The organism is Akkermansia sp. RCC_12PD (assembly GCF_036417355.1).
In the GTDB taxonomy this organism is placed as follows: domain Bacteria; phylum Verrucomicrobiota; class Verrucomicrobiia; order Verrucomicrobiales; family Akkermansiaceae; genus Akkermansia.
In genome coordinates, this window is sequence record NZ_CP143889.1 from 2402479 (window position 1) to 2420766 (window position 18288).

14 protein-coding genes and 3 tRNA genes are annotated in these 18288 nt (G+C 55.0%); 3 read left to right on the top strand and 14 right to left on the bottom strand.

Features of this window, described 5'->3' with window-relative positions:
- Window positions 1-255 precede the first annotated feature (255 nt).
- Window positions 256-331 (bottom strand) — tRNA-Ile (locus V3C20_RS10205).
- A gap of 311 nt (window positions 332-642) precedes the next feature.
- Between V3C20_RS10205 and V3C20_RS10210 the strand changes: the two genes are divergently transcribed.
- Window positions 643-1764, top strand: coding sequence for a glycosyltransferase family 10 (locus tag V3C20_RS10210; protein WP_130083775.1), 1122 nt, complete (start codon window positions 643-645; stop codon window positions 1762-1764).
- 298 nt (window positions 1765-2062) lie between these two features.
- Here V3C20_RS10210 and V3C20_RS10215 read toward each other — a convergent pair whose 3' ends face one another.
- The 3 genes from V3C20_RS10215 to V3C20_RS10225 form a co-directional block, all read right to left on the bottom strand.
- Complete coding sequence (locus tag V3C20_RS10215; protein WP_130083774.1) at window positions 2063-3568, bottom strand: MATE family efflux transporter; 1506 nt, start codon at window positions 3566-3568, stop codon at window positions 2063-2065.
- Window positions 3565-4236 (bottom strand): ubiquinone/menaquinone biosynthesis methyltransferase, encoded by a 672-nt coding sequence (locus V3C20_RS10220; RefSeq protein WP_130083773.1) that lies wholly within the window; start codon window positions 4234-4236, stop codon window positions 3565-3567. Before V3C20_RS10220 ends, V3C20_RS10215 begins: the two co-directional genes overlap by 4 nt.
- Window positions 4237-4297: 61 nt before the next feature.
- Window positions 4298-4372 (bottom strand) — tRNA-His (locus V3C20_RS10225).
- A gap of 768 nt (window positions 4373-5140) precedes the next feature.
- On the opposite strand from V3C20_RS10225, the gene V3C20_RS10230 reads away from it, so the two are divergent.
- Entirely contained in the window at window positions 5141-5305 is a 165-nt protein-coding gene (locus V3C20_RS10230; protein WP_330935370.1) for a hypothetical protein, read from the top strand.
- A gap of 10 nt (window positions 5306-5315) precedes the next feature.
- Window positions 5316-5771, top strand: a complete 456-nt coding sequence (locus V3C20_RS10235; protein WP_330935371.1) for a hypothetical protein — start codon at window positions 5316-5318, stop codon at window positions 5769-5771.
- Window positions 5772-5819: 48 nt separating this feature from the next.
- Here the strand turns inward: V3C20_RS10235 and dapF are convergent, their stop codons facing one another.
- The 10 genes from dapF to gdhA all read right to left on the bottom strand — a co-directional run bounded on the left by dapF (window position 5820) and on the right by gdhA (window position 18073).
- Window positions 5820-6644 carry a diaminopimelate epimerase gene (gene dapF / locus V3C20_RS10240; RefSeq protein WP_130083771.1) on the bottom strand — a complete coding sequence of 275 codons (825 nt, stop codon included), beginning with the start codon at window positions 6642-6644 and terminating at the stop codon, window positions 5820-5822.
- Between the two features lie 59 nt (window positions 6645-6703).
- Window positions 6704-8920, bottom strand: coding sequence for a primosomal protein N' (gene priA / locus V3C20_RS10245; RefSeq protein WP_130083770.1), 2217 nt, complete (start codon window positions 8918-8920; stop codon window positions 6704-6706).
- A 20-nt stretch (window positions 8921-8940) separates the two neighbouring features.
- Window positions 8941-9855 carry a peptide chain release factor N(5)-glutamine methyltransferase gene (gene prmC, locus V3C20_RS10250; RefSeq protein ID WP_161981282.1) on the bottom strand — a complete coding sequence of 305 codons (915 nt, stop codon included), beginning with the start codon at window positions 9853-9855 and terminating at the stop codon, window positions 8941-8943.
- Between the two features lie 19 nt (window positions 9856-9874).
- A complete protein-coding gene (gene prfA / locus V3C20_RS10255; RefSeq protein WP_130083768.1) occupies window positions 9875-10951 on the bottom strand; it encodes a peptide chain release factor 1 in 1077 nt (358 codons plus the stop codon).
- Window positions 10952-11191: 240 nt separating this feature from the next.
- Window positions 11192-11267: transfer RNA gene (locus V3C20_RS10260), tRNA-Glu, on the bottom strand.
- An 88-nt stretch (window positions 11268-11355) separates the two neighbouring features.
- On the bottom strand, window positions 11356-12765 hold the full coding sequence (locus V3C20_RS10265; protein WP_130083767.1) for an alanine/glycine:cation symporter family protein: 1410 nt from the start codon (window positions 12763-12765) through the stop codon (window positions 11356-11358).
- Window positions 12758-13138, bottom strand: a complete 381-nt coding sequence (locus V3C20_RS10270; RefSeq protein ID WP_330935372.1) for a hypothetical protein — start codon at window positions 13136-13138, stop codon at window positions 12758-12760. The genes V3C20_RS10265 and V3C20_RS10270 overlap by 8 nt, the downstream gene beginning before the upstream one ends.
- Window positions 13139-13423: 285 nt before the next feature.
- The gene (glsA, locus tag V3C20_RS10275) at window positions 13424-14365 is read right to left on the bottom strand and encodes a glutaminase A (protein WP_130083766.1); all 942 of its coding nucleotides are present in this window, start codon (window positions 14363-14365) and stop codon (window positions 13424-13426) included.
- Between the two features lie 27 nt (window positions 14366-14392).
- Window positions 14393-15841: a putative glutamine/gamma-aminobutyrate antiporter GadC gene (gene gadC / locus V3C20_RS10280; protein WP_130083883.1), complete on the bottom strand. Its 1449-nt coding sequence runs from the start codon at window positions 15839-15841 to the stop codon at window positions 14393-14395.
- 876 nt (window positions 15842-16717) lie between these two features.
- Window positions 16718-18073 (bottom strand): NADP-specific glutamate dehydrogenase, encoded by a 1356-nt coding sequence (gene gdhA / locus V3C20_RS10285; RefSeq protein ID WP_130083765.1) that lies wholly within the window; start codon window positions 18071-18073, stop codon window positions 16718-16720.
- Between the last annotated feature and the right edge of the window lie 215 nt (window positions 18074-18288).

The window sequence follows — 18288 nt, forward strand, 5'->3', positions numbered from 1 at the left end:
CGACTTAGTGGCCCACAAAGTCTGCAATAGTGATGAGAAGCTTTCCTGCTTTCCAGTTCTTCTGCCAGCTACTCGTAATTCTGGGAATGACTTCTCTCCTCATGCGTTTTCCGCCACTGCGGCAAACATGGTAGTGCTAAAGTGAGCCATTTTCCTCACGTTTTGGTGCGTTTTTACACGTTTTTAACGATTTTTGAGGGAAGTGGGAAGGGAAAGAAAAAGCCTCACAAGTAGCTAACTTGTAAGGCTTTATTTTGGTAGGCCCGGTAGGGTTCGAACCTACGACCAAGGGATTATGAGTCCCCTGCTCTAACCGCTGAGCTACGAGCCCGTTGAAGAACAACGTGCAAAAACATTAGCAGAATCCGGCGGGAAAGGCAAAGTTTTTATCCTGCTATGAACGTTTTGGATTTGCAGAAGATATGCCCTTAAAAATCAGGTACGGAGGATATGCACCCATCAGAGTACCTATTTTCAGAGGAGATTGCTGCCATAAGAAAGGCTGGTGAAATCCATTGTAGATGGATGAAATCCGCAGATGATTTTCTTTTGGAAATCAAAACAGGGAATCTTTCCATGGAACTGGACAATTGTTTTATGTATTCCTGATTTGCCTTTTAATAGCCCGCAGGACAGGAAGTCATGTTCCTTTCTTCCGTACAAATTGACTGTTTGTGGGGAATTTGTATAATAATTTCATCGATTTTGAACAATATGAGGATAAAGGTAAAAGTTGGGTTCATAGAGGGCGCCGAGGAATGGCAAATTAATTTTTTTCTACGGCGTTTCCAGAAGATTGATGGATCTGTTCTTGAGTTTGAAATTGATAAGGAAAGGGCTGATTTTCTTATTGCCTTCCCTTGGTTATATACGTCTTCCAGAGAGAATTATCTTCAGTTTCTGGAGGAATCCCGCGGAAAGATTGTTATCATGGATGTACTGGGAGAGGCTCTGGCTCCCAATTTGAATTTGTTTGATTACCATATCGGTTTTGACGCGCCTGATGACGATGGGCGGCTGCTTTGTATGTCCTATCTTTTTGATTTGAGGATGAAATTAAAAGATCTTCACACAATGAATCCGGACGATGCATTATGCGGGAAAGACGGCTTTTGCAATTATATTTATTCCCACGGCCTGGGGCATCCGTACCGCATCCAGTTGTTTTCCGAGCTTTCCGCCTACAAGAAGGTGGATGCAATAGGAAAGCATTTAAATAATACGCCATGCCTTATTCCAAGAGAGGCGGAGGACTGGCTGGCAGGAAGCGTTTTATTGAAAAAACCCTATAAGTTTTCCATAGCGTGTGAAAATAGCTGGTACCGGAGATATACGACGGAGAAGATAATAACGAGTTTTCTGGCCTGTACCGTTCCCGTTTACTGGGGTAATCCTCTGGTTGAGGAAGAATATAATCCGAAGGCTTTCATTAATTGTCATCGTTATTCATCCTTGAAGGAAGTTGTGGCGGAGATCAAAAGGATTGATGAAGATGAAGAATTATGGAAAGCCATGATGGCTGAACCCAGGCGGCTGCCGTGGCAGATTGAGCGGGAGCAGGAGAAGAAGGATAAATTTAACGCAGAGTTGATGAAAATTTTTACTTCTCCCGTTGAACATGTGAGAAAAAGGGGTGACGGCTTTTGGATGAACAATTACAGAAATTTTTTCACCGATAAGATGACTGTGAAGAAGGAAGATGACCGGAAGAAATTGAAGTCTGCTCTGAAGGAGTGGAATAAAAGGCTGTTTCCCAGGTTTTAAGGAGTATGGTGATTATAGCCTGCTATTTGTTTCCTGCCTGTTGTTATGCGGCGGGAAACCGGGCAGTCATTTTGATGGGCGGGGGAAGAAAGAAGCTGGTAGTTCTTCCTGGCAGGGCTGGAGGAACAGGCTGCTTGAAGAGGTCATTCCGATAAGATGCTGCTCCGCTTGTTGAACCGGATGGCCGTAGCAAATCAGGCCGGGGAAGAAATTGACGGGATTTGAATGGGAAGATGGTGTTTTCCCTTCAGGCCCGTTTTCCTGTCGCAAGGACGGACGCAGAAAGGGGCACAGGAGGTTACACTTGCAGTTTCGTCCAGCTCCGTCCTTTGACAATTTTATAGAGAATTACGGATTGCACGGCCATTTCAAAGGCGAAGAGCATCCAGATGCCCCACAGGGTCATGGTTTCCGGCGCCAGCTTGAACCAGGCCCAGGTGCAGCCCACCCGGAAGAAGCCCATGATGCCGTAGGAGATGAACATGACTCTCCGCGTGTCTCCAGCGCCGCGCAGGGACATTTTCATCACGATGCAGGCAGCGAAGAAGGGCTCCACCAGCAGCATGGTGCGCAGCACGGGAATTCCGGTATCAATGAGGGTCATGTTTCCATTGGAGAATATCTGCATGAAGAGGGAGGGGAAGATGCAGAAGAGCACTCCCAGGCCCGTCATGAAGATGATGGCGTACCGCATGCATTTCCAGATGGTGATGCGGGCCATCAGCGCATTCCTGGCGCCCAGGTATTGCCCCACAAGCGTGGAGGCCGCCATGCCGATGGCGAAGCCGGGCAGGAAGCTGAGGGATTCAATGCGCACGGCGATGTTGTGGACGCCGAGCACGCCCGTGATGGGAAGCTCGCTGATGATGGAGAGGCAGAACATCTGGATTCCCCACATGCCGAAGACTTCCACCGCTTGCGGGAGACCGATTTTCAGGATGCGCTTCTGCATGCCCATGTCCGGCCGGAGATGGGAGAAGGAGAGGTACAGAGGCGGCGCATAGTGTTCCCCCTTTTCCCTGACCAGTTCTTCCAGGGACAGGCCGGGATGTTCCGCGAAGATTTTTTTCCTGCGCCGCATCATGATGAAGAGAAGCAGGCACATGCTGATACCGTAGCCGCAGACCGTTCCCGCCGCGATGCCGCCGATGCGCCAGCCGCCCAGCGGGGCGTCCGCAAAGACGAAGAGGACGCTGAAGATAACATTGAGGACGCCCACGTTCATCATGATCCAGAAGGGCAGCCGGGTATCCCCGGAACCGCGAAGCGCCGCGTTGACGGCAAAGACCACGCCGCTGAAGGGGGCCGCGAATGCGGCTACGTACACGTATTGCAGGGCGTATTCCCGCGCGGCTTCATTCATGGTCAGCACGTGGGTGACCAGGAATCCGCTGCATGCAAAGAGCAGCCCGCAGGAGATGATCCCGGCGAGCAGGCCGAGCATGGCGGCCTGGTGCAGCCCGTGCTGGGCCTGGGAGTAGTCCCTGGCCCCCGTCATGCGGGAGACGATGGCTGTGGCTCCCATCATGATGGAACCCTGGATCACAAAGCCGAACCACATCAGGAAGACGACGGCTCCCATGCCGTCGGAGATGTTGATGGTGTCCTGGGCGTCTACCCCTATCTTGGTGGCGATGAAAAGGTCCGACGAGGTGACGAAGAAGCTGAGGAGCTGTTCCAGAAAAGGCCAGAAGGCAATGACGGCTATCTGCCGGGGCAGTGAAAGCCCGGCCAGTTTGCCGCCCAGCCGCGCACGGGAAGCCCGGCCGCGGATGATGCCTTCTCTTGCGTCTCCCGCACTCATTTCTGGGCCGTGTAAATGCTGGCGATGCCTCCGTTGAGGGGTTCCGCCGTGATATTGGTGTACCCGCAGTTCCGGAGCAGGTTTTTCATATCTTCTCCGCTGGGGAACGCTTCAATGCTGTCGGCCAGGTAGTCGTAGGCCTCCCGGTGGCCGGTCATCCATCCGGCGATGAGCGGAAGGATGCGGTGCAGGTAAAAACGGTAAGGACGCTTCAGCAGGTTTTCAGGCAGGGAAAAGTCCAGGATGAGCAGGTGCCCTCCGGGGCGCAGCATGCGTCCCATTTCTTTCAGGGCGTCCGGATAGCTGGCCATGTTGCGCAGCCCGAAGGCTACGGTGACGGCGTCGTAGGAAGCGGAGGGGAAGGGAAGGTTCATGGCATCCGCACAAACCAGATTCGTCAGTCCCCGTTCAGCGGCTACATCCAGCATGGGCTGGCAGAAGTCGGACCCCGTCAGGCGTATTTCCGGCATGGCGCGCAGGATGGCCAGGGCCAGGTCGCCCGTGCCGGTGGCCAGATCCAGCAGGCGTTCCGGCTTCCATTCCGAGACCAGCTGAACGACACGCTGCCGCCACAGCAGGTCCACCCCCATGCTCAAGACATGGTTGGTGGCTACATAACGCGTTGCAATGGCGGAGAAGGCAGCTTTGACGAATTCGGGGTTGCGCATGCGAACGGAGAGGGGATGAAGTAAAAAAGAGCACCGGAAGTGCTCTTTTTTAGGAAAGGGATGGGGTGTCGGACGGGGCTCGAACCCGCAACTACCAGAATCACAATCTGGGGCTCTACCATTGAACTACCGACACCATGTAGTGCTGTGGTGCGGCAAACATTACCCGCGCATATTCATTTTGGCAAGAAGAAAATAAGTTTGACGAGGGTTTTTAGAGAAAAATCTTCCAAAGATGAAAATTGCTGTTTCATTGGGATAAATATTTGTTTCCCGTTTGGAAAACCATGACAGTGGGGAATGATGTTTTATTGTGTTGGCGGGGTTTTTAGGTAAACTTTTTCATTATGCTCGTTGACATGGTAAATTCCTCCTCTGGGGCCGACCCGGTACACTTTTGTGTTCCGGGCGGAGAGGAGAGATTGTGCCCGGCGCGTTCCGGGTGTCGTGTGAGCGCAGAGAGGCTCGTAATCCGGCAGGAGCGGCTTGTGGGTGCATTGGGAAAGGAGAGGAAAGACTGTCATGGCAGAGGCTGTGAACAGAAGCGGTGGTTTCATCATGCCATGAATTTCTATGTCGGGAGATTGCTTTGTCAAGCTCCTGAATGGAGTTGAATGCTTTTGGAAAAATGAGAAGGGATTTTTATCTATTTTTTGAAAACGTTTGTTTGAATTTATTTTGTTTCCAATTATTATTACTGCCGTTGCATGGCTCTCACATATTGCAACTAACTAATTTCAAATAATTATTGCCTATGAATTTTCTTCCTCATATTCCTTTGCTGTCTACAGTTTTTGTAGGGATGGGCTATTATTTGCTCCCGTTCAGCATTGTTTTATTATGGTTTTTAAACGATTCCAGAAAAACAAAGTATTTACTTCTTGGCGCATTGGTTCTTCTGAGCATGATCTGCACGTTTTTTGAAGAGGCATGCTGCCCAAGCAGGGAATATCCGTGGGACTGCATGGTAGAGTGCATGTTCAAGGGAATGCTGGTGCCTTTGCTTTGCCTGTTGGGTTATACCGTGTATGTGTTTTTTGTGTACCTGTCTTCCTTCCGGGAAAAGTAAATGGAAAGGCGTGGGATTTATCGCCCTGGGTGTCATGAGTCTGGCGTTCGAGTATGTGAATGCCAGTTTTTCCATCATGCTGCTCACGGGATATTTCATCCTATTCATCATAAGAAGGAAGTTTCAATCCCACGTGCCTTTTTTGAGGAAGTGCAATGCCGTACTGGCTCTGGGCGTGATTCCGGGCATTTGCATGATTGGCGTCGTGTGCGCCCTTTTGTTCCCGCCGCCTCAGGATTACCTCTGTGAAAGAATCAAAGAGGAAATGAATCGGGATATGGCCATGTGGAACTACCGGAACAACTTGCTGCTACTGTCCTCCCGTTTTCTGGGCATGGAGCAGGGAAGCGACGGCATTACTGTGAAGTATTATTGTGAAACGAACATGGGTCCTGCCGTGTACAAGGCATTCTGCAATGGCTATGGAGGCTACAAGAGGGCTGAATGCGTTTTGCTGAAGAAATAGGCGGTACGTTTGCTTCTGTCTCTGCCCGTTTTTCTGAATGCAGGTGGTTCAGATTTCAATGTCCCCTTCAAAGACAAGGTCTGCCGGCCCGGTAAGGGTGACGTTGGTGAAGTGGTCTCCCGTGCGTGTGAAGCCGACTTCCAGCGTATCTCCCCCGGCTACGTCCACTTTGATGGGGGAAGGTGCGTCCGTCAGTACGGCGTGAACCAGAGCGCTCGCAGTCATTCCGGTGCCGCAGGCAAGTGTTTCGTCCTCCACTCCCCGTTCATAGGTACGTATGGCGATGTGGCGGGAAGACAGCACTTCTGCGAAGTTGGCGTTGGTGCCCTTGGGGGAGAAAGAGTCATGGTAGCGCAGGTAGGCTCCCATGTTGACGATGTCTGCGTCTTCCAGACTGTCCAGGAAAGCCACGGCATGGGGGACGCCGGTGTTCAGGAAATGGACGTCCGTTCCGACGACGTGGTCTGCATTCAGCACAAAAAGCTGGAGGGAATGCGGTTCCGTCAGGTTGACGGTGACATTGCCGTCCTCCCTGAAGGAGGCGGTGACGATGCCCGCCATGGTTTCGAAGGGAAGGGGCTTGGTCCGGTCATGGCGGAGCAGGGCTGCGGCAAAATTGCCGAAACAGCGCGCTCCGTTGCCGCACATTTCTGCTTCTCCGCCGTCGGAATTGTAATAGCGCATGCGCACCGCACCGCCTTTTCCCTGGGAGGACTCCACGGCAATCAGGCCGTCCGCGCCGATGCCGAAGCGGCGGTCACACAGGGCTTCTATGGTTTCCTTGTCCAGCACGGAAGAGAGGCTTTCGTCGCGGTTGTCCACCATGACAAAGTCATTGCCGGCGCCCGTCATTTTATAGAAATGAAGTAGCATAATAGTAAGTTGCGTTGTGCGGAAATCCTAGTCCCACCCCCCTGTTTTGGCAAGACAGCTTACATGAATGACATGGCGTCCACGTCAATGACGGCCGTCAGATCGTCTCCTAGCCCGGCTTCCTGCACCAGCTTTCTGAGTGTGCGCGAGATAGCGCGCGCGGAAGGACCCTTGACCGTGATCTGGTACCTGAACTGGCCGTGGGCACGGGGAATGGGAGCGGGCATGGGATCCGTCATCGTCGTGTCTGGCGGCAGCATTCCGCGGAGCCTGGCTCCCAGGGTCCGGGTGGCGAATTCCGCCATGTTTTCATGCTGGGAGCGGATCGTCAGCACGGCGATGTGGGTGAAGGGCGGAAGATCGAAGGCTCGGCGCATTTCCAGTTCCTGAGCCGCGTAGCCGTCCGTATCATGATGCCGTGCATATTGCAGGGAGGGGGATTGCGGGGTGAACGTCTGGATAATGACTTCCCCGGACAGGTCTCCGCGGCCTGCGCGGCCCGCCACCTGCGTCAGGAGCTGGAAGGTGCGTTCGCCTGCCCGCGGGTCGGGAATGTAAAGGCCCAAGTCCGCATTGAGCACACCCACCAGTGTGACGCCCGGAAAATCCAGGCCTTTGGCGATCATCTGGGTTCCCAGCAGAATGTCTATTTTACGGGCCCGGAACTGGTTCAGGATGTCCCTGACGGCGTTTTTCCTCCGCGCCACGTCTGCGTCCACGCGCGTGATGCGTGCCGCGGGAAAGGCGCGGCGCAGGATTTCCTCCACTTTCTGGGTACCGTAGCCCTGGAGAAGAATGTTGGCGGATTTGCATTCCGGACAGGCTCTGGGCACCAGGGACTTGAAGCCGCACAAATGACACATCAGGCGGTCTTCCGTGCGGTGGTAGGTGAGGGGAAGGGAACAGTGCATGCACGTGATGACGTGCCCGCAGTCCGGACACTGGATGGAACGAGCGAATCCGCGGCGGTTGAGCAGCAGGATTACTTGTTCGCCTCTGTCCAGCCGACGGTCGATGGACATTCTGAGGCGTTCCGAAAGCACATTGGGGCCGGCTTTATTTTTACCCTCCGTTTTCATGTCCAGAATGCGGATCAGCGGGAGCTGCTGGCCGTCCGCACGTTCCGTCAGCCTGGCCAGGGCATATTTCCCGGTCTGGGCATTGTGGATGCTTTCCAGGGACGGTGTGGCGGAACCCAGAACGACGGCGCAGCCTTCCAGATGGGCGCGCAGGACCGCCAGGTCCCGGCCGTGGTAGCGGGGCGAGCTTTCCTGTTTGTAGGAGGCATCATGCTCTTCATCCACAATAATCAAGCCCAGGTTCTGGAGAGGTGCGAAGACGGCGGAGCGCGGACCGACGACGATGCGCGCCTTTCCGGACCGGATGGCGTGCCATTCATCAAAGCGCTCTCCGTCGGAGAGCAGGCTGTGCAGTACGGCCACGGAGGAAGGCATGTCAGCAAAGCGGGACTTGAAACGCTGGACGGTTTGGGGCGTCAGAGAGATTTCCGGAACCATGATCAGGGCGGATTTTCCCTCCTTCACGATTTGGGAGACCGCCTGGAGATAAACTTCCGTCTTGCCTGAGCCGGTAACGCCCTGAAGAAGCACCGGTTTTTTGGTTTCCTCCCGGCACATGGCCGTGACGGCTTCCAGAGCTTTTTCCTGCTGGGGGTTCAGCTTCATGGACTGGCTGGGGGCGAATTGCTCTCCGGTCGTAGGGTCCCGGTGGACAGGTTCTTCCCGCAGGGTAATGAAACCTTTGCCTGCCAGGCCGCGGGCGACATTCAGGGCGCCGGGTCCGAATTCCGACAGAGGCGCCGCCTTATGTTCTACCGTCGAAAAATAATCCAGCATTTGAGCCTGGCGGGGAGCCTTGCGGTACAGTGTGTCCAGTTCTTCCCGGGTGGCCTGTTTTTCCAGATGAACCATTTTCCGGATTTTCTCCGCCGTGTTTTCCTGCCGGACCGTTTCCGGCAACAGGCAGCGGATCATCTGGTCCAGGGCTACGGAATAATAGTCGGCCGCCCATGCGGCCAGATCCATCATCACCGGAGAAACCAGCGGTTCCGGGTCGATCAGCTTGAGAATCGGCTTGAGCTTGTCCCGCCACGCCGGATCCGGTTCGGAAAGGGTGAGAACGGTCCCCGTAGCCATTCTGTTGCGCAGGGGGATCTGCACGCGGCATCCGGGCCGGACGTTTCCGGCTTCCGGAGGAATGCCGTAGTCCAGCACCAGATCGCTTTGACCGTCAACCAGGATGCGTGCCGCCAGCATGGGATGAAAAAGGGCAGGGATTAATGATAGGCGAAGGGAAAACGGGAAATGCCGCTCATATCCTTCAGCACTTCCACGTGATTGTAGCCGTCCATGATCCGGATAACGGCAGCAGCCTGGTCATGGCCTATCTCCAGGGCCACGAATCCGTTTTCCGTCAGGTGCTCGCGGGCCTGGGAAAGAAAGCGTTCAATAATTTCCCACCCCTGGGGGCCGCCGAACAGGGCTGTATGCGGGTCTCTCATCACTTCCGGGGCAAGTTGTTCCCCGTCCGCGATATAGGGCAGGTTGGCAACAATGACATCAAAGCGGGCTTCCTGCATGGTCCGGAGCTGTTCCACGGTTTCTTCCATATTCTGCTCCGGTTTTTCCGCAGGCTGCCATTCTTCGTCGGCCGGAGTGGCAGGCAGGTTTTCAAACAGGTCCGTCTGAATGGTGGAAACCCTGGCTCCCAGCCTCATGGCGTTTTCCAGGGCCAGATCCAGCGCCTTGGGGGAAATGTCCGCCAGAACGACTTCCCGTGCGCGGTCCTTCAATTCCAGGGCCAGCGTGATGCCGATGATTCCGGACCCGGTACCCATGTCCAGGATACGGACGGGATGGGCAGGTATCCTGTTCAGGACCATTTCCACCAGTTCTTCCGTTTCCGGCCGGGGGATCAGGGCACGAGCATCCGTCAGGAACTCCCGGCGGAAAAATTCCGTGGTTCCCAGCAGATGCTGTAGCGGTTCTCCTGCGGCCTTGCGCTTCAAAAGCTGGCGGAGGGGCACCAGTTCCTCTTCCTCAACCGGTCTGTCAAACTGGGAATAGAGGGTCGTGCGGTTGCAGTGCAGAACGTGGGCCATCAGGTGCTGCATGGTGGCGCGTGCCTCGTCACAGCCCTGGCGTGCCAGGTATTCCGTGCCGGACTGCAAAACTTCCAGTAAGGTTTTCATGAAAAGGTGAGAAGGAGGGTTAGGACATGCCGGCTTCCGCCAGGCGTTCTTGCATTTCTTCATGCTGTAGGGCCATGATCAGGTCCTCCATCTGGCCCATCAGGATACCGTCCAGATTGTGGGAGGTGTAGCCGATGCGGTGGTCCGTCAGGCGGTTCTGCGGGAAATTGTATGTTCTGATTTTTTCTTCACGTCCTCCGGAACCGATCAGGCTTCGACGCGCGGCAGAGTACTTTTCCGCCTCCTCTCGCTTTTTGGCTTCAAATAGCTTGGCACGCAGGATTTTCATGCCCTTTTCGCGGTTCTTCATCTGGCTGCGTTCTTCCTCGCACCGGACGTAAACGCCCGTGGGAATGTGCCAGATCTGCACGGCAGATTCCGTCTTGTTCACGTGCTGGCCGCCTGCGCCTCCGGAACGGCACACTTCAATGCGGAGGTCCTCCGGGCGGATTTCAATGTCCACTTCCTCCGCTTCCGGCATCACGGCCACGGTAGCGGTGGAGGTGTGAATGCGCCCCTGCGTTTCTGTAGCGGGGACGCGCTGCACACGGTGCACGCCCCCTTCATACTTCAGGAAGCGGAAGACTTCATCCCCGGCAATGCGGCAGACGACTTCCTTGAAGCCGCCTACGTCGGAAGGGCTGCTTTCCAGATGTTCAAAACGCCAGCCGCGTTCTTCCGCAAAGCGCTGGTACATCCGGAGCAGGTCCCCGGCGAACAGGGAGGCTTCATCCCCGCCCGTACCGGCGCGGATTTCAATAATGGCGTCCCGGTCCTCCGTCGTGTCACGGGGGAGAAGGCTGTACTGGACGTCACTGCGCAATTTTTCCAGCGCTGCTTCCAGTTCCGGAATCTCCAGGGAGGCCAGCTCCGCCAGTTCCGGATCATCCGTCTTGGCCAGCTCCTGGTTGTCAGCCAGCTGCTGTTCCGTGGCGTTCAGGGTATCCCACGTGTCCATCAGTTCCTTCAGGCGGCGGTGCTCCCTCATGGTTTCAGAGGCCCTCTTCTGGTCGTTGAAAAAATCCGGTTCTGCAATGACTGTTTCCAATTCTTCCAGGCGCTGGCGGCGTTTTTCAATGAGGGGTGTGTAATCCATGGCGTTTGCGTGTGAAAAATTCTAAAAGATAACAGGGCTTTCTGGAAGTCAAATCCGGGGGATGTAAGACATGTTCCGGTATTTGAAAAGGAAGGGGATACCCCTCCCGGCTGTCCCGGCTGCGCTTTCCGTATTCCGGCATCGCCAGACCAAAAGAAAACCGCAGCTATTACGTCTTTCCAATATGCCTTCCCTAAGTAAGGAGGGGCGGAAGCATCGTAACTGCTGCGGCGGTAAAGCTGGCATCGCGTACGGGACTCGAACCCGTGTTGCCCGCGTGAAAGGCGGGAGTCCTAGACCGCTAGACGAACGCGACTTTTAGGTTTGCAGGGACTGCGCGGCGAAGTAAACACCATCACTGTTCCAAAGGCAAGGATTATTTGATCATGAAGTAAAAAATTATGCTATTTGCCTTCCGGAACGTGGGATTCGTCATATTCATCCAGCCTGTGTTGCCAGAGGTAGTACTGCGTTTGCTGGACAAGCACTCCGGAAAGGGCCAGCAGTGAAATTAGGTTGGGCAGGGCCATCAGGCCGTTGGCACAGTCTGCAAAGACCCAGACCAGGTCTATTTTTGAGATGCAGCCCGTAAAGACGGCAACCACCCAGATGAAGCGGTAGGGCTTGACCAGTTTCAGGCCGCCCAGATATTCCAGGGCTTTTTCTCCAAAGTAGGACCACCCGAGAATGGTGGATACAACGAAGGTGACCAGGCTGAGCGTCAGCAGGGGAGAGCCCATGTAGGGGATTTTGCTGAATGCCAGGGTGGTAAGGCGGGAGCCGTCGCTGCATGAAATGTCCGGATGGGCAATGATGCTGGTGGTGAGCACGATGCCCGTCAGGGCGCAAATGACCACCGTATCCCAGAATGGGCCGCTGGAGGAAATGAGCGCTTGCCGGACGGGGTTGCGGTTCTGGGCCGCAGCGGAGGCTATGGCGGCGGAACCCAGTCCAGCTTCATTGGAAAACAGTCCCCGGGCCACGCCGGTTCTCATGGCGGTCATGACGGCGGCACCCACGACGCCGCCCGCAGCGGCTTCTCCCGTAAAAGCGCAGTCCAGAATGCACTGAATGGCGGGAAGGATATGGTCCGCCTGGACGATCAGAATATACACGCAGCCAAAAATGTACAAGACGGCCATGAACGGAACGAAAAAGGCGCACACGCGGGCTATTCCCTGAATGCCGCCCAGCATGACCAGGGCGGTCAGCGCCGTCAGGACAGTGGCCGTGCCCCATGCAGGAATGGAGAAGGCATGATAGAGCTGTTCCGCGGCGGCATTTCCCTGAGTCAGGTTGCCGATGCCAAAGGCGGCAATGGCCGTGAAGACGGCGAAGAGCACGCCCAGCCATTTGCATTTCATGCCGCGTTCCAGTACGAACATCGGGCCGCCGCTCATGTTGCCGTCCTTGTTTTCCACACGGTACTTGATGGCGAGCAGCCCTTCCGAGTAGCGCGTGGCCATGCCAAGCACCCCCGTCAGCCAGCACCAGAAGATGGAGCCGGGTCCCCCTGCGGCAATAGCCACTCCCACACCGATGATGTTGCCCGCTCCGATGTTGGCCGCCAGGGCCACCATCAGAGAACTGAATGGGGAGATATCCCCCTTGTCCGTGTGGTCTTTCACAAAGTACAGTTTCAGGGCCTTGAGCAGATAGCGTTGCGGAAAACGCAGAATGACGGTCAGGTACAGATGCGTGCCCAGCAGCAGAATGAGCAGAGGCCAGCCCCACAGAAAGGAACTGAAGGCGGACAGCCAGGAGGTGAGCATGTCTCCGGTTTGGAAGAAAGCATTTTGCAGAGCGTCAAACATACCGCAGGAACTCTAAGGGAAAACTGCCTAGTGGCAAGTTCTTTGATGGTTTGACGGGCGGATGGAAGAAAAAGACGGCCCTGGAAAATGAAAAAACCGCAGAAGAACGTTTTCTGCGGTTTTGGAAGCCGGAAGGTTTTCCTGGCGGGGGTAACCCGGCTTTTCCCTGTTCCCTGTTCCCTGTTCCCTGTTCCCTGTTCCCTGTTCCCTGTTCCCTGTTCCCTGTTCCCTGTTCCCTGTTCCCTGTTCCCTGTTCCCTGTTCCCTGTTCCCTGTTCCCTGTTCAGGTGAATTATTGAATTTCCCCTGTTCAGTAATATAGATACAAGCTTTTTATTTTGAAAGAATTTTGAACCTCGTAAAATCTCGAACAATACAAATACTGAGAAGATTATCCTTAATTTTCTTATTATATTGTTAATAAAGGAAGTAGGAATAATTTCTTTTCCGTAAGCAGCGAGTATGGGATGAGAGACGTTGCCGTTGTGCTACCCCGCTCTTTTTTAATTGAAGGTTGATTCCGGATCCAAATCGGACCTTTGGTTAAAAGCCGTAAAAAAGGAATAAGCCCCCGGAAAAGGACTAGATGCCGGGATACAGTAAACCCGCGGGAATCCTTTCGGATCTTGGCTCCGCGGGTTTACCTTCTCATCCCGGAATCAACTCCGGAAAAGGTTCAAATTCAATTCCTTGATGATGGATTGAAGTGCCGCCTGCCCCCTGACAGTGTTTCCTGCCGGGTCCAAGGGGGGAGAGAAGGCTGCCAGCGCCATCTTGCCGGGGGATACGGCCACCAGGCCGCCTCCCACGCCGGATTTGGCGGGCAGCCCTGCCTTGTACATCCAGTCTCCGGTGGAGTCATAGAGACCGGACATGCACATTTCCGCCAAAATGGGCGGAACGTTTTCTTCTTTCACCACCCGTTTCTTGCTGACCGGGTTGATGCCTCCGTTGGCGTAGCAGGAGCCCATCAAGGCAAGCTGGGCTGTGGTGATGTTGAGGGAGCACATGCGGGTGTACAGGTCCACGATCATCGGCGGCGTGTTGTAGAAGTAGCCGTAGCTGTCCAGCAGCCACGCGATGCCGCGGTTGTGCTGGTTGGTGGCGCTTTCCGATTTGTATATTTCCTGGTTGACCGTCAGGGCCGTGTTGGCGAAACTGTTGAAATTATTCATCATGTTTGCCCAGATTTCATCCGCGTCCGCGCCGTTGACCAGGCTGACGGTAGCCATGGCTCCGGCATTGACCAGCGGATTGAGCGGTTTGCCACCGTGCAGTTCAATGGCCATGACGGAGTTGAACGGTTCCCCGGTAGGATCCGCCCCGATTTTTGTCCTCAGCTGTTTCATGCCGACCAGGTCCATCACATAAGCCAGGTTGAAGGCTTTGGAGATGGATTCAATGGCGAAGGGCGTGTCCGCGGACCCTGCCGTCAGTACGTCTCCGTTGACGGTGACGGCGGCGATGGCCAGCAGATCGGATGGGACCTGTGCCAGGGCAGGGATATACGAAGCGTTTTTGCCGCCCTGGACGGTTTTTGCAAAGGCGTAGGCATTGTCCAGCGCCGTTTGTATTTGTTCTTTGGAAGGAATGTTGTCCATGAGAGTATCTCGGATTGGTTGTGATGCCTAGCGGTTTGGATTCGTTTTTTCCCAGCCGAAGGGTTCAAAGGCGTCTTCCGGGTCCACGGGGCGTTTCCAAGAGGGCTTGGCCATGGCATGGATCACGAATGGTATGCCTGCGAAGATGAATGCGCCCACAACCAGCAGAATGATGTACATGGCGTTGCTGCCCACCGTGATCTGGTTCGGCGGGATGAAACTGACCAGGAAGGCCGCCAGGCTGGCCAGGAAGCCGAGGCCGCCCACCACCCACATGCCGAAGGTTTTACCGCCGGGAATGCGGAAGGTGCGGGGAGTGTTGGGTTCCCTGTAGCGGAGATAAATGCCGGAGGCGAACATCAGCATGTACATGATGAGGTACAGGATGATGGTGAGCTGGGAGATGATCTGGTAGGCGGACTGAACGGATGGCATGATCACGAACATGATGGAAAGCAGCGTGACGATGCAGCCCTGAATGATCAGAATACCTTCCTGCACATTATTCTTGTTCCGCTTCTGCATGACGGGCGGCAGGTTGCCGGCCAGGCCCACCTGGTAAAGACCCTTGGAAGGACCTCCTACCCACGCGGTCACCTGGGCCAGAACGCCCACAGCCAGCGCCAGCGCCATAATCCAGTTCATCCAGCCCAGGCCAAAGAAGCTGAAGTAGTTGTCATAGGAGATCAGCAGGCTTTGCACCAGGTTGATCTGGGAATTGGGAATGATGAAGCCGATGGCCAGCGTGCCCAGAACGAAGATGACCACCGTGATGATGGCGGAAATCAGAATGGCCAGCGGATAGTTGCGGCCGGGATCGTTTACGTCCTTGACGTGTACGGCAGACATTTCCATCCCTGCGTAGAACAGGAAGATGCTGGCTGCCAGAACCAGGTTGTTGAAGTTGGTCATGTCCGGCACCAGTTTGTCCCAGCTCATGTCCAGCAGGATGGGGTTGCCTCCGGCCCAGTAGCTGAGGCCCAGCAGAATCAGAATGGCGCCAGGAATGATGGTGCCGATCATGGTTCCCCATTTGGTGACCCCGGCGGAAGTCCTCATGCCGCGCAGGTTGAGCAGCGTAGCGGCCCAGTACACGCACAGCACGATGATCAGTATGTACCATTTATTGGCGGCCAGGGCTTCGTCCCAGCGCTGGTTGGGTCCCATGAATGCCAGGGATACGGCCGCGAAAGTAAGCACAGTCGGGAACCAGATGGTACTTTCAATCCATTGAAGCCAGATGGCCAGGAAGCCCCATTTCTTGCCGAAGGCTTCACCCACCCACCGGTAAACGCCGCCTTTCTGGGGCCAGCCGGTGGTGAGTTCCGCAGCTACCAGGGAGACGGGAACCAAAAAGAAGACCGCAGCAAAAATGTAATAAAACACGGAACTGAGTCCGTACGTACTTTCCGCCGGCATGCCTCGGAGGCTGACAATAGCGGAAACGTTAATCATGGCGAGGGTGAATACCCCCATCCGGATGGCGGATTTTACCGCCGGGGCATTGTTCGGAGCAGCGGGACTGGTTGTGGCAGTCCCTGGTTGAGTCGTATTATTCATTGGTTTATTCCGGGTTGAGAATCGGGAGGCGTCGGGCTGTTGCCAGGCACCGGCCCTTATGGGAACGACTAGCCGGCACGGGGTTTCGTTGAAGATATGGAGCAGATTGCGTTATTGAGTTTGTCTTAACAGACCTTGGCGGAACGGGGAAGAATCCGGAAAACAGGTTCATATCCCGGGCAGTTCCGTCATGTGTTTGAAGAGAGACTGAATGAGGGAAGGAACGAGTGCCGACTAATGCGGCAGAGTTCCGGTTTTCCCATTCCTGCGTTGAGTGATCTGGATGAGGAAAGGCTTTTTAGTGGAGGGTGCCGGATGGAGACGGAAAACCGGGTGAGTACGCTACAAGGGGAATTGTCCATGAAAGTTTCTGCAAACGGCAAGAATTCCAACGGAAGATATGGAAGACTTTTGAAGAGTTGCGGACAGAAGGCGGATATGTTTTGAAGCGGCCATGAAAAAGATTCCGGACGCGGTTTAAAAGCTTCTCAAGGTGTCCGACCACGCAGTTTCGGAATGAATTACTGCGTTCTTGGGGAAGCAGTTGCCGCCGTATGCGGAGAGAATCAGATCTGATTTTTTCAGGATTTTTGCATTGTTGGCAGGGCAGGGGCTGGTTGTGGTGGAGATTGAGATACCTTGCGGTCCGGAATGATTCATGAGGGTAGTCAGTCCATTACGGCTGTTGCGTTTCCGTGGCGCGGAGTCCTGTTCCCGGGAATAAGAAAGCGCCGGGCGGACCCGGCGCTTTCCAGTGTGTTTTGCTATAGCGGAAAGTATAATGTTTCCGGATCAGACCACTCCCTGGTCGATCATGGAGTCAGCCACCTTGACAAAGCCGGCAATGTTGGCGCCGGTGACGTAGTTGGTGAAGGATTTGTCAGAGGAGTATTCCCTGGCGTGGGCCAGAGCGTTGGCGTGAATGTTGGCCATGATGCTCTTGAGCTTGTGGTCCACTTCTTCGCGCGTCCAGGAAAGGCGTTGGCTGTTCTGGGACATTTCCAGGCCGGAGGTGGCTACGCCGCCGGCGTTCGCCGCCTTGGCCGGACCATACAGGATCTTGGCGGCCAGGTAGGTTTCAATGCCTTCCAAGTCCGTAGGCATGTTGGCTCCTTCGGCAACCAGGGTGCAGCCGTTCTTGATCAGGGTGCGGGCGTCTTCTCCGTTGATTTCATTTTGCGTGGCGGAGGGGAAGGCGCAGTCGCACGGAACGCTCCAGGGACGCTGTCCTTCAAAGTACTGTGCCTTGGGGAACTGTTTCACGTATTCTGAGATGCGGCCGCGGCGTGCGTTCTTGAGATCCATGACCCAGGCCAGCTTTTCCGGAGAGATGCCGTCGGGATCGTAGATGTACCCGTTGGAGTCGGACATGGTGACGGGCTTGGCTCCCAGTTCATTGAGCTTTTCAACGGTGTATTGCGCCACGTTGCCGGAGCCGGACACCAGGCACACCTTGCCCTGCAGGTCCTCGTTGCGGGTGGCAAGCATGTTCTGGGCGAAGTAGACGCAGCCGTAGCCGGTCGCTTCCGGACGGATCAGGGAACCACCCCAGTTCAGGCTCTTGCCAGTGAGCACGCCGGTGAATTCATTGCGGATTCTCTTGTACTGTCCGAAAAGGTAGCCGATTTCGCGGCCGCCTACGCCGATGTCCCCGGCGGGAACGTCCGTATCCGCACCGATATGGCGCTGAAGCTCCGTCATGAAGCTCTGGCAGAAGCGCATCACTTCATTATCGCTCTTGCCTTTGGGGTCGAAGTCAGAGCCGCCCTTGCCGCCGCCCATGGGCAGAGTGGTGAGGGAGTTTTTGAAAACCTGTTCAAAGCCCAGGAATTTGAGGATGCCCAGATTCACGCTGGGATGGAAGCGGAGGCCGCCCTTGTACGGTCCGATGGCGCTGTTGAATTCCACGCGGTATCCGCGATTTACCTGAACCTTGCCCTGGTCGTCGATCCACGGCACGCGGAACAGGATGGTTCTTTCCGGTTCAACGATCCGTTCCAGAATCGCGTGATCTTCGTACTTGGAATTCGCGGCCAGGACCGGTTCGATCGTGCTGAGCACTTCCTGAACAGCCTGGATGAATTCTTTTTCGTGACTGTTCTTGGATCTGACCAAGTCGAGTACGCGCTGGGAATATGTCTGTGCCATCTCTCTGTATTGTATTTGGGTTAACGCTGCGTGCGCGGCTGGTTCCGCGTGTGCGCCTTCCGTTTATCATTCCGCAACACTGGCTAGCAATCATTTTTTTCTTTGATGAATAGAAGGGGTCAGCAGGAAAATGGAAAATATCTTTCCATGTTGTGATTTTTAATCTGACCCCTTGATGGAAGGTTTCATGCCACTTGGTTGTCATGGGAAGCGGA

Coding starts and splice junctions, on each gene's coding strand:
- V3C20_RS10210 (WP_130083775.1), top strand. CDS start 643: ATGTTCCTTTCTTCCGTACAAATTGACTGTTTGTGGGGAATTTGTATA.
- V3C20_RS10215 (WP_130083774.1), bottom strand. CDS start 3,568: ATGAGTGCGGGAGACGCAAGAGAAGGCATCATCCGCGGCCGGGCTTCC.
- V3C20_RS10220 (WP_130083773.1), bottom strand. CDS start 4,236: ATGCGCAACCCCGAATTCGTCAAAGCTGCCTTCTCCGCCATTGCAACG.
- V3C20_RS10230 (WP_330935370.1), top strand. CDS start 5,141: ATGATCTGCACGTTTTTTGAAGAGGCATGCTGCCCAAGCAGGGAATAT.
- dapF (WP_130083771.1), bottom strand. CDS start 6,644: ATGCTACTTCATTTCTATAAAATGACGGGCGCCGGCAATGACTTTGTC.
- priA (WP_130083770.1), bottom strand. CDS start 8,920: ATGCTGGCGGCACGCATCCTGGTTGACGGTCAAAGCGATCTGGTGCTG.
- prmC (WP_161981282.1), bottom strand. CDS start 9,855: ATGAAAACCTTACTGGAAGTTTTGCAGTCCGGCACGGAATACCTGGCA.
- prfA (WP_130083768.1), bottom strand. CDS start 10,951: ATGGATTACACACCCCTCATTGAAAAACGCCGCCAGCGCCTGGAAGAA.
- V3C20_RS10265 (WP_130083767.1), bottom strand. CDS start 12,765: ATGTTTGACGCTCTGCAAAATGCTTTCTTCCAAACCGGAGACATGCTC.
- glsA (WP_130083766.1), bottom strand. CDS start 14,365: ATGGACAACATTCCTTCCAAAGAACAAATACAAACGGCGCTGGACAAT.
- gadC (WP_130083883.1), bottom strand. CDS start 15,841: ATGGGGGTATTCACCCTCGCCATGATTAACGTTTCCGCTATTGTCAGC.
- gdhA (WP_130083765.1), bottom strand. CDS start 18,073: ATGGCACAGACATATTCCCAGCGCGTACTCGACTTGGTCAGATCCAAG.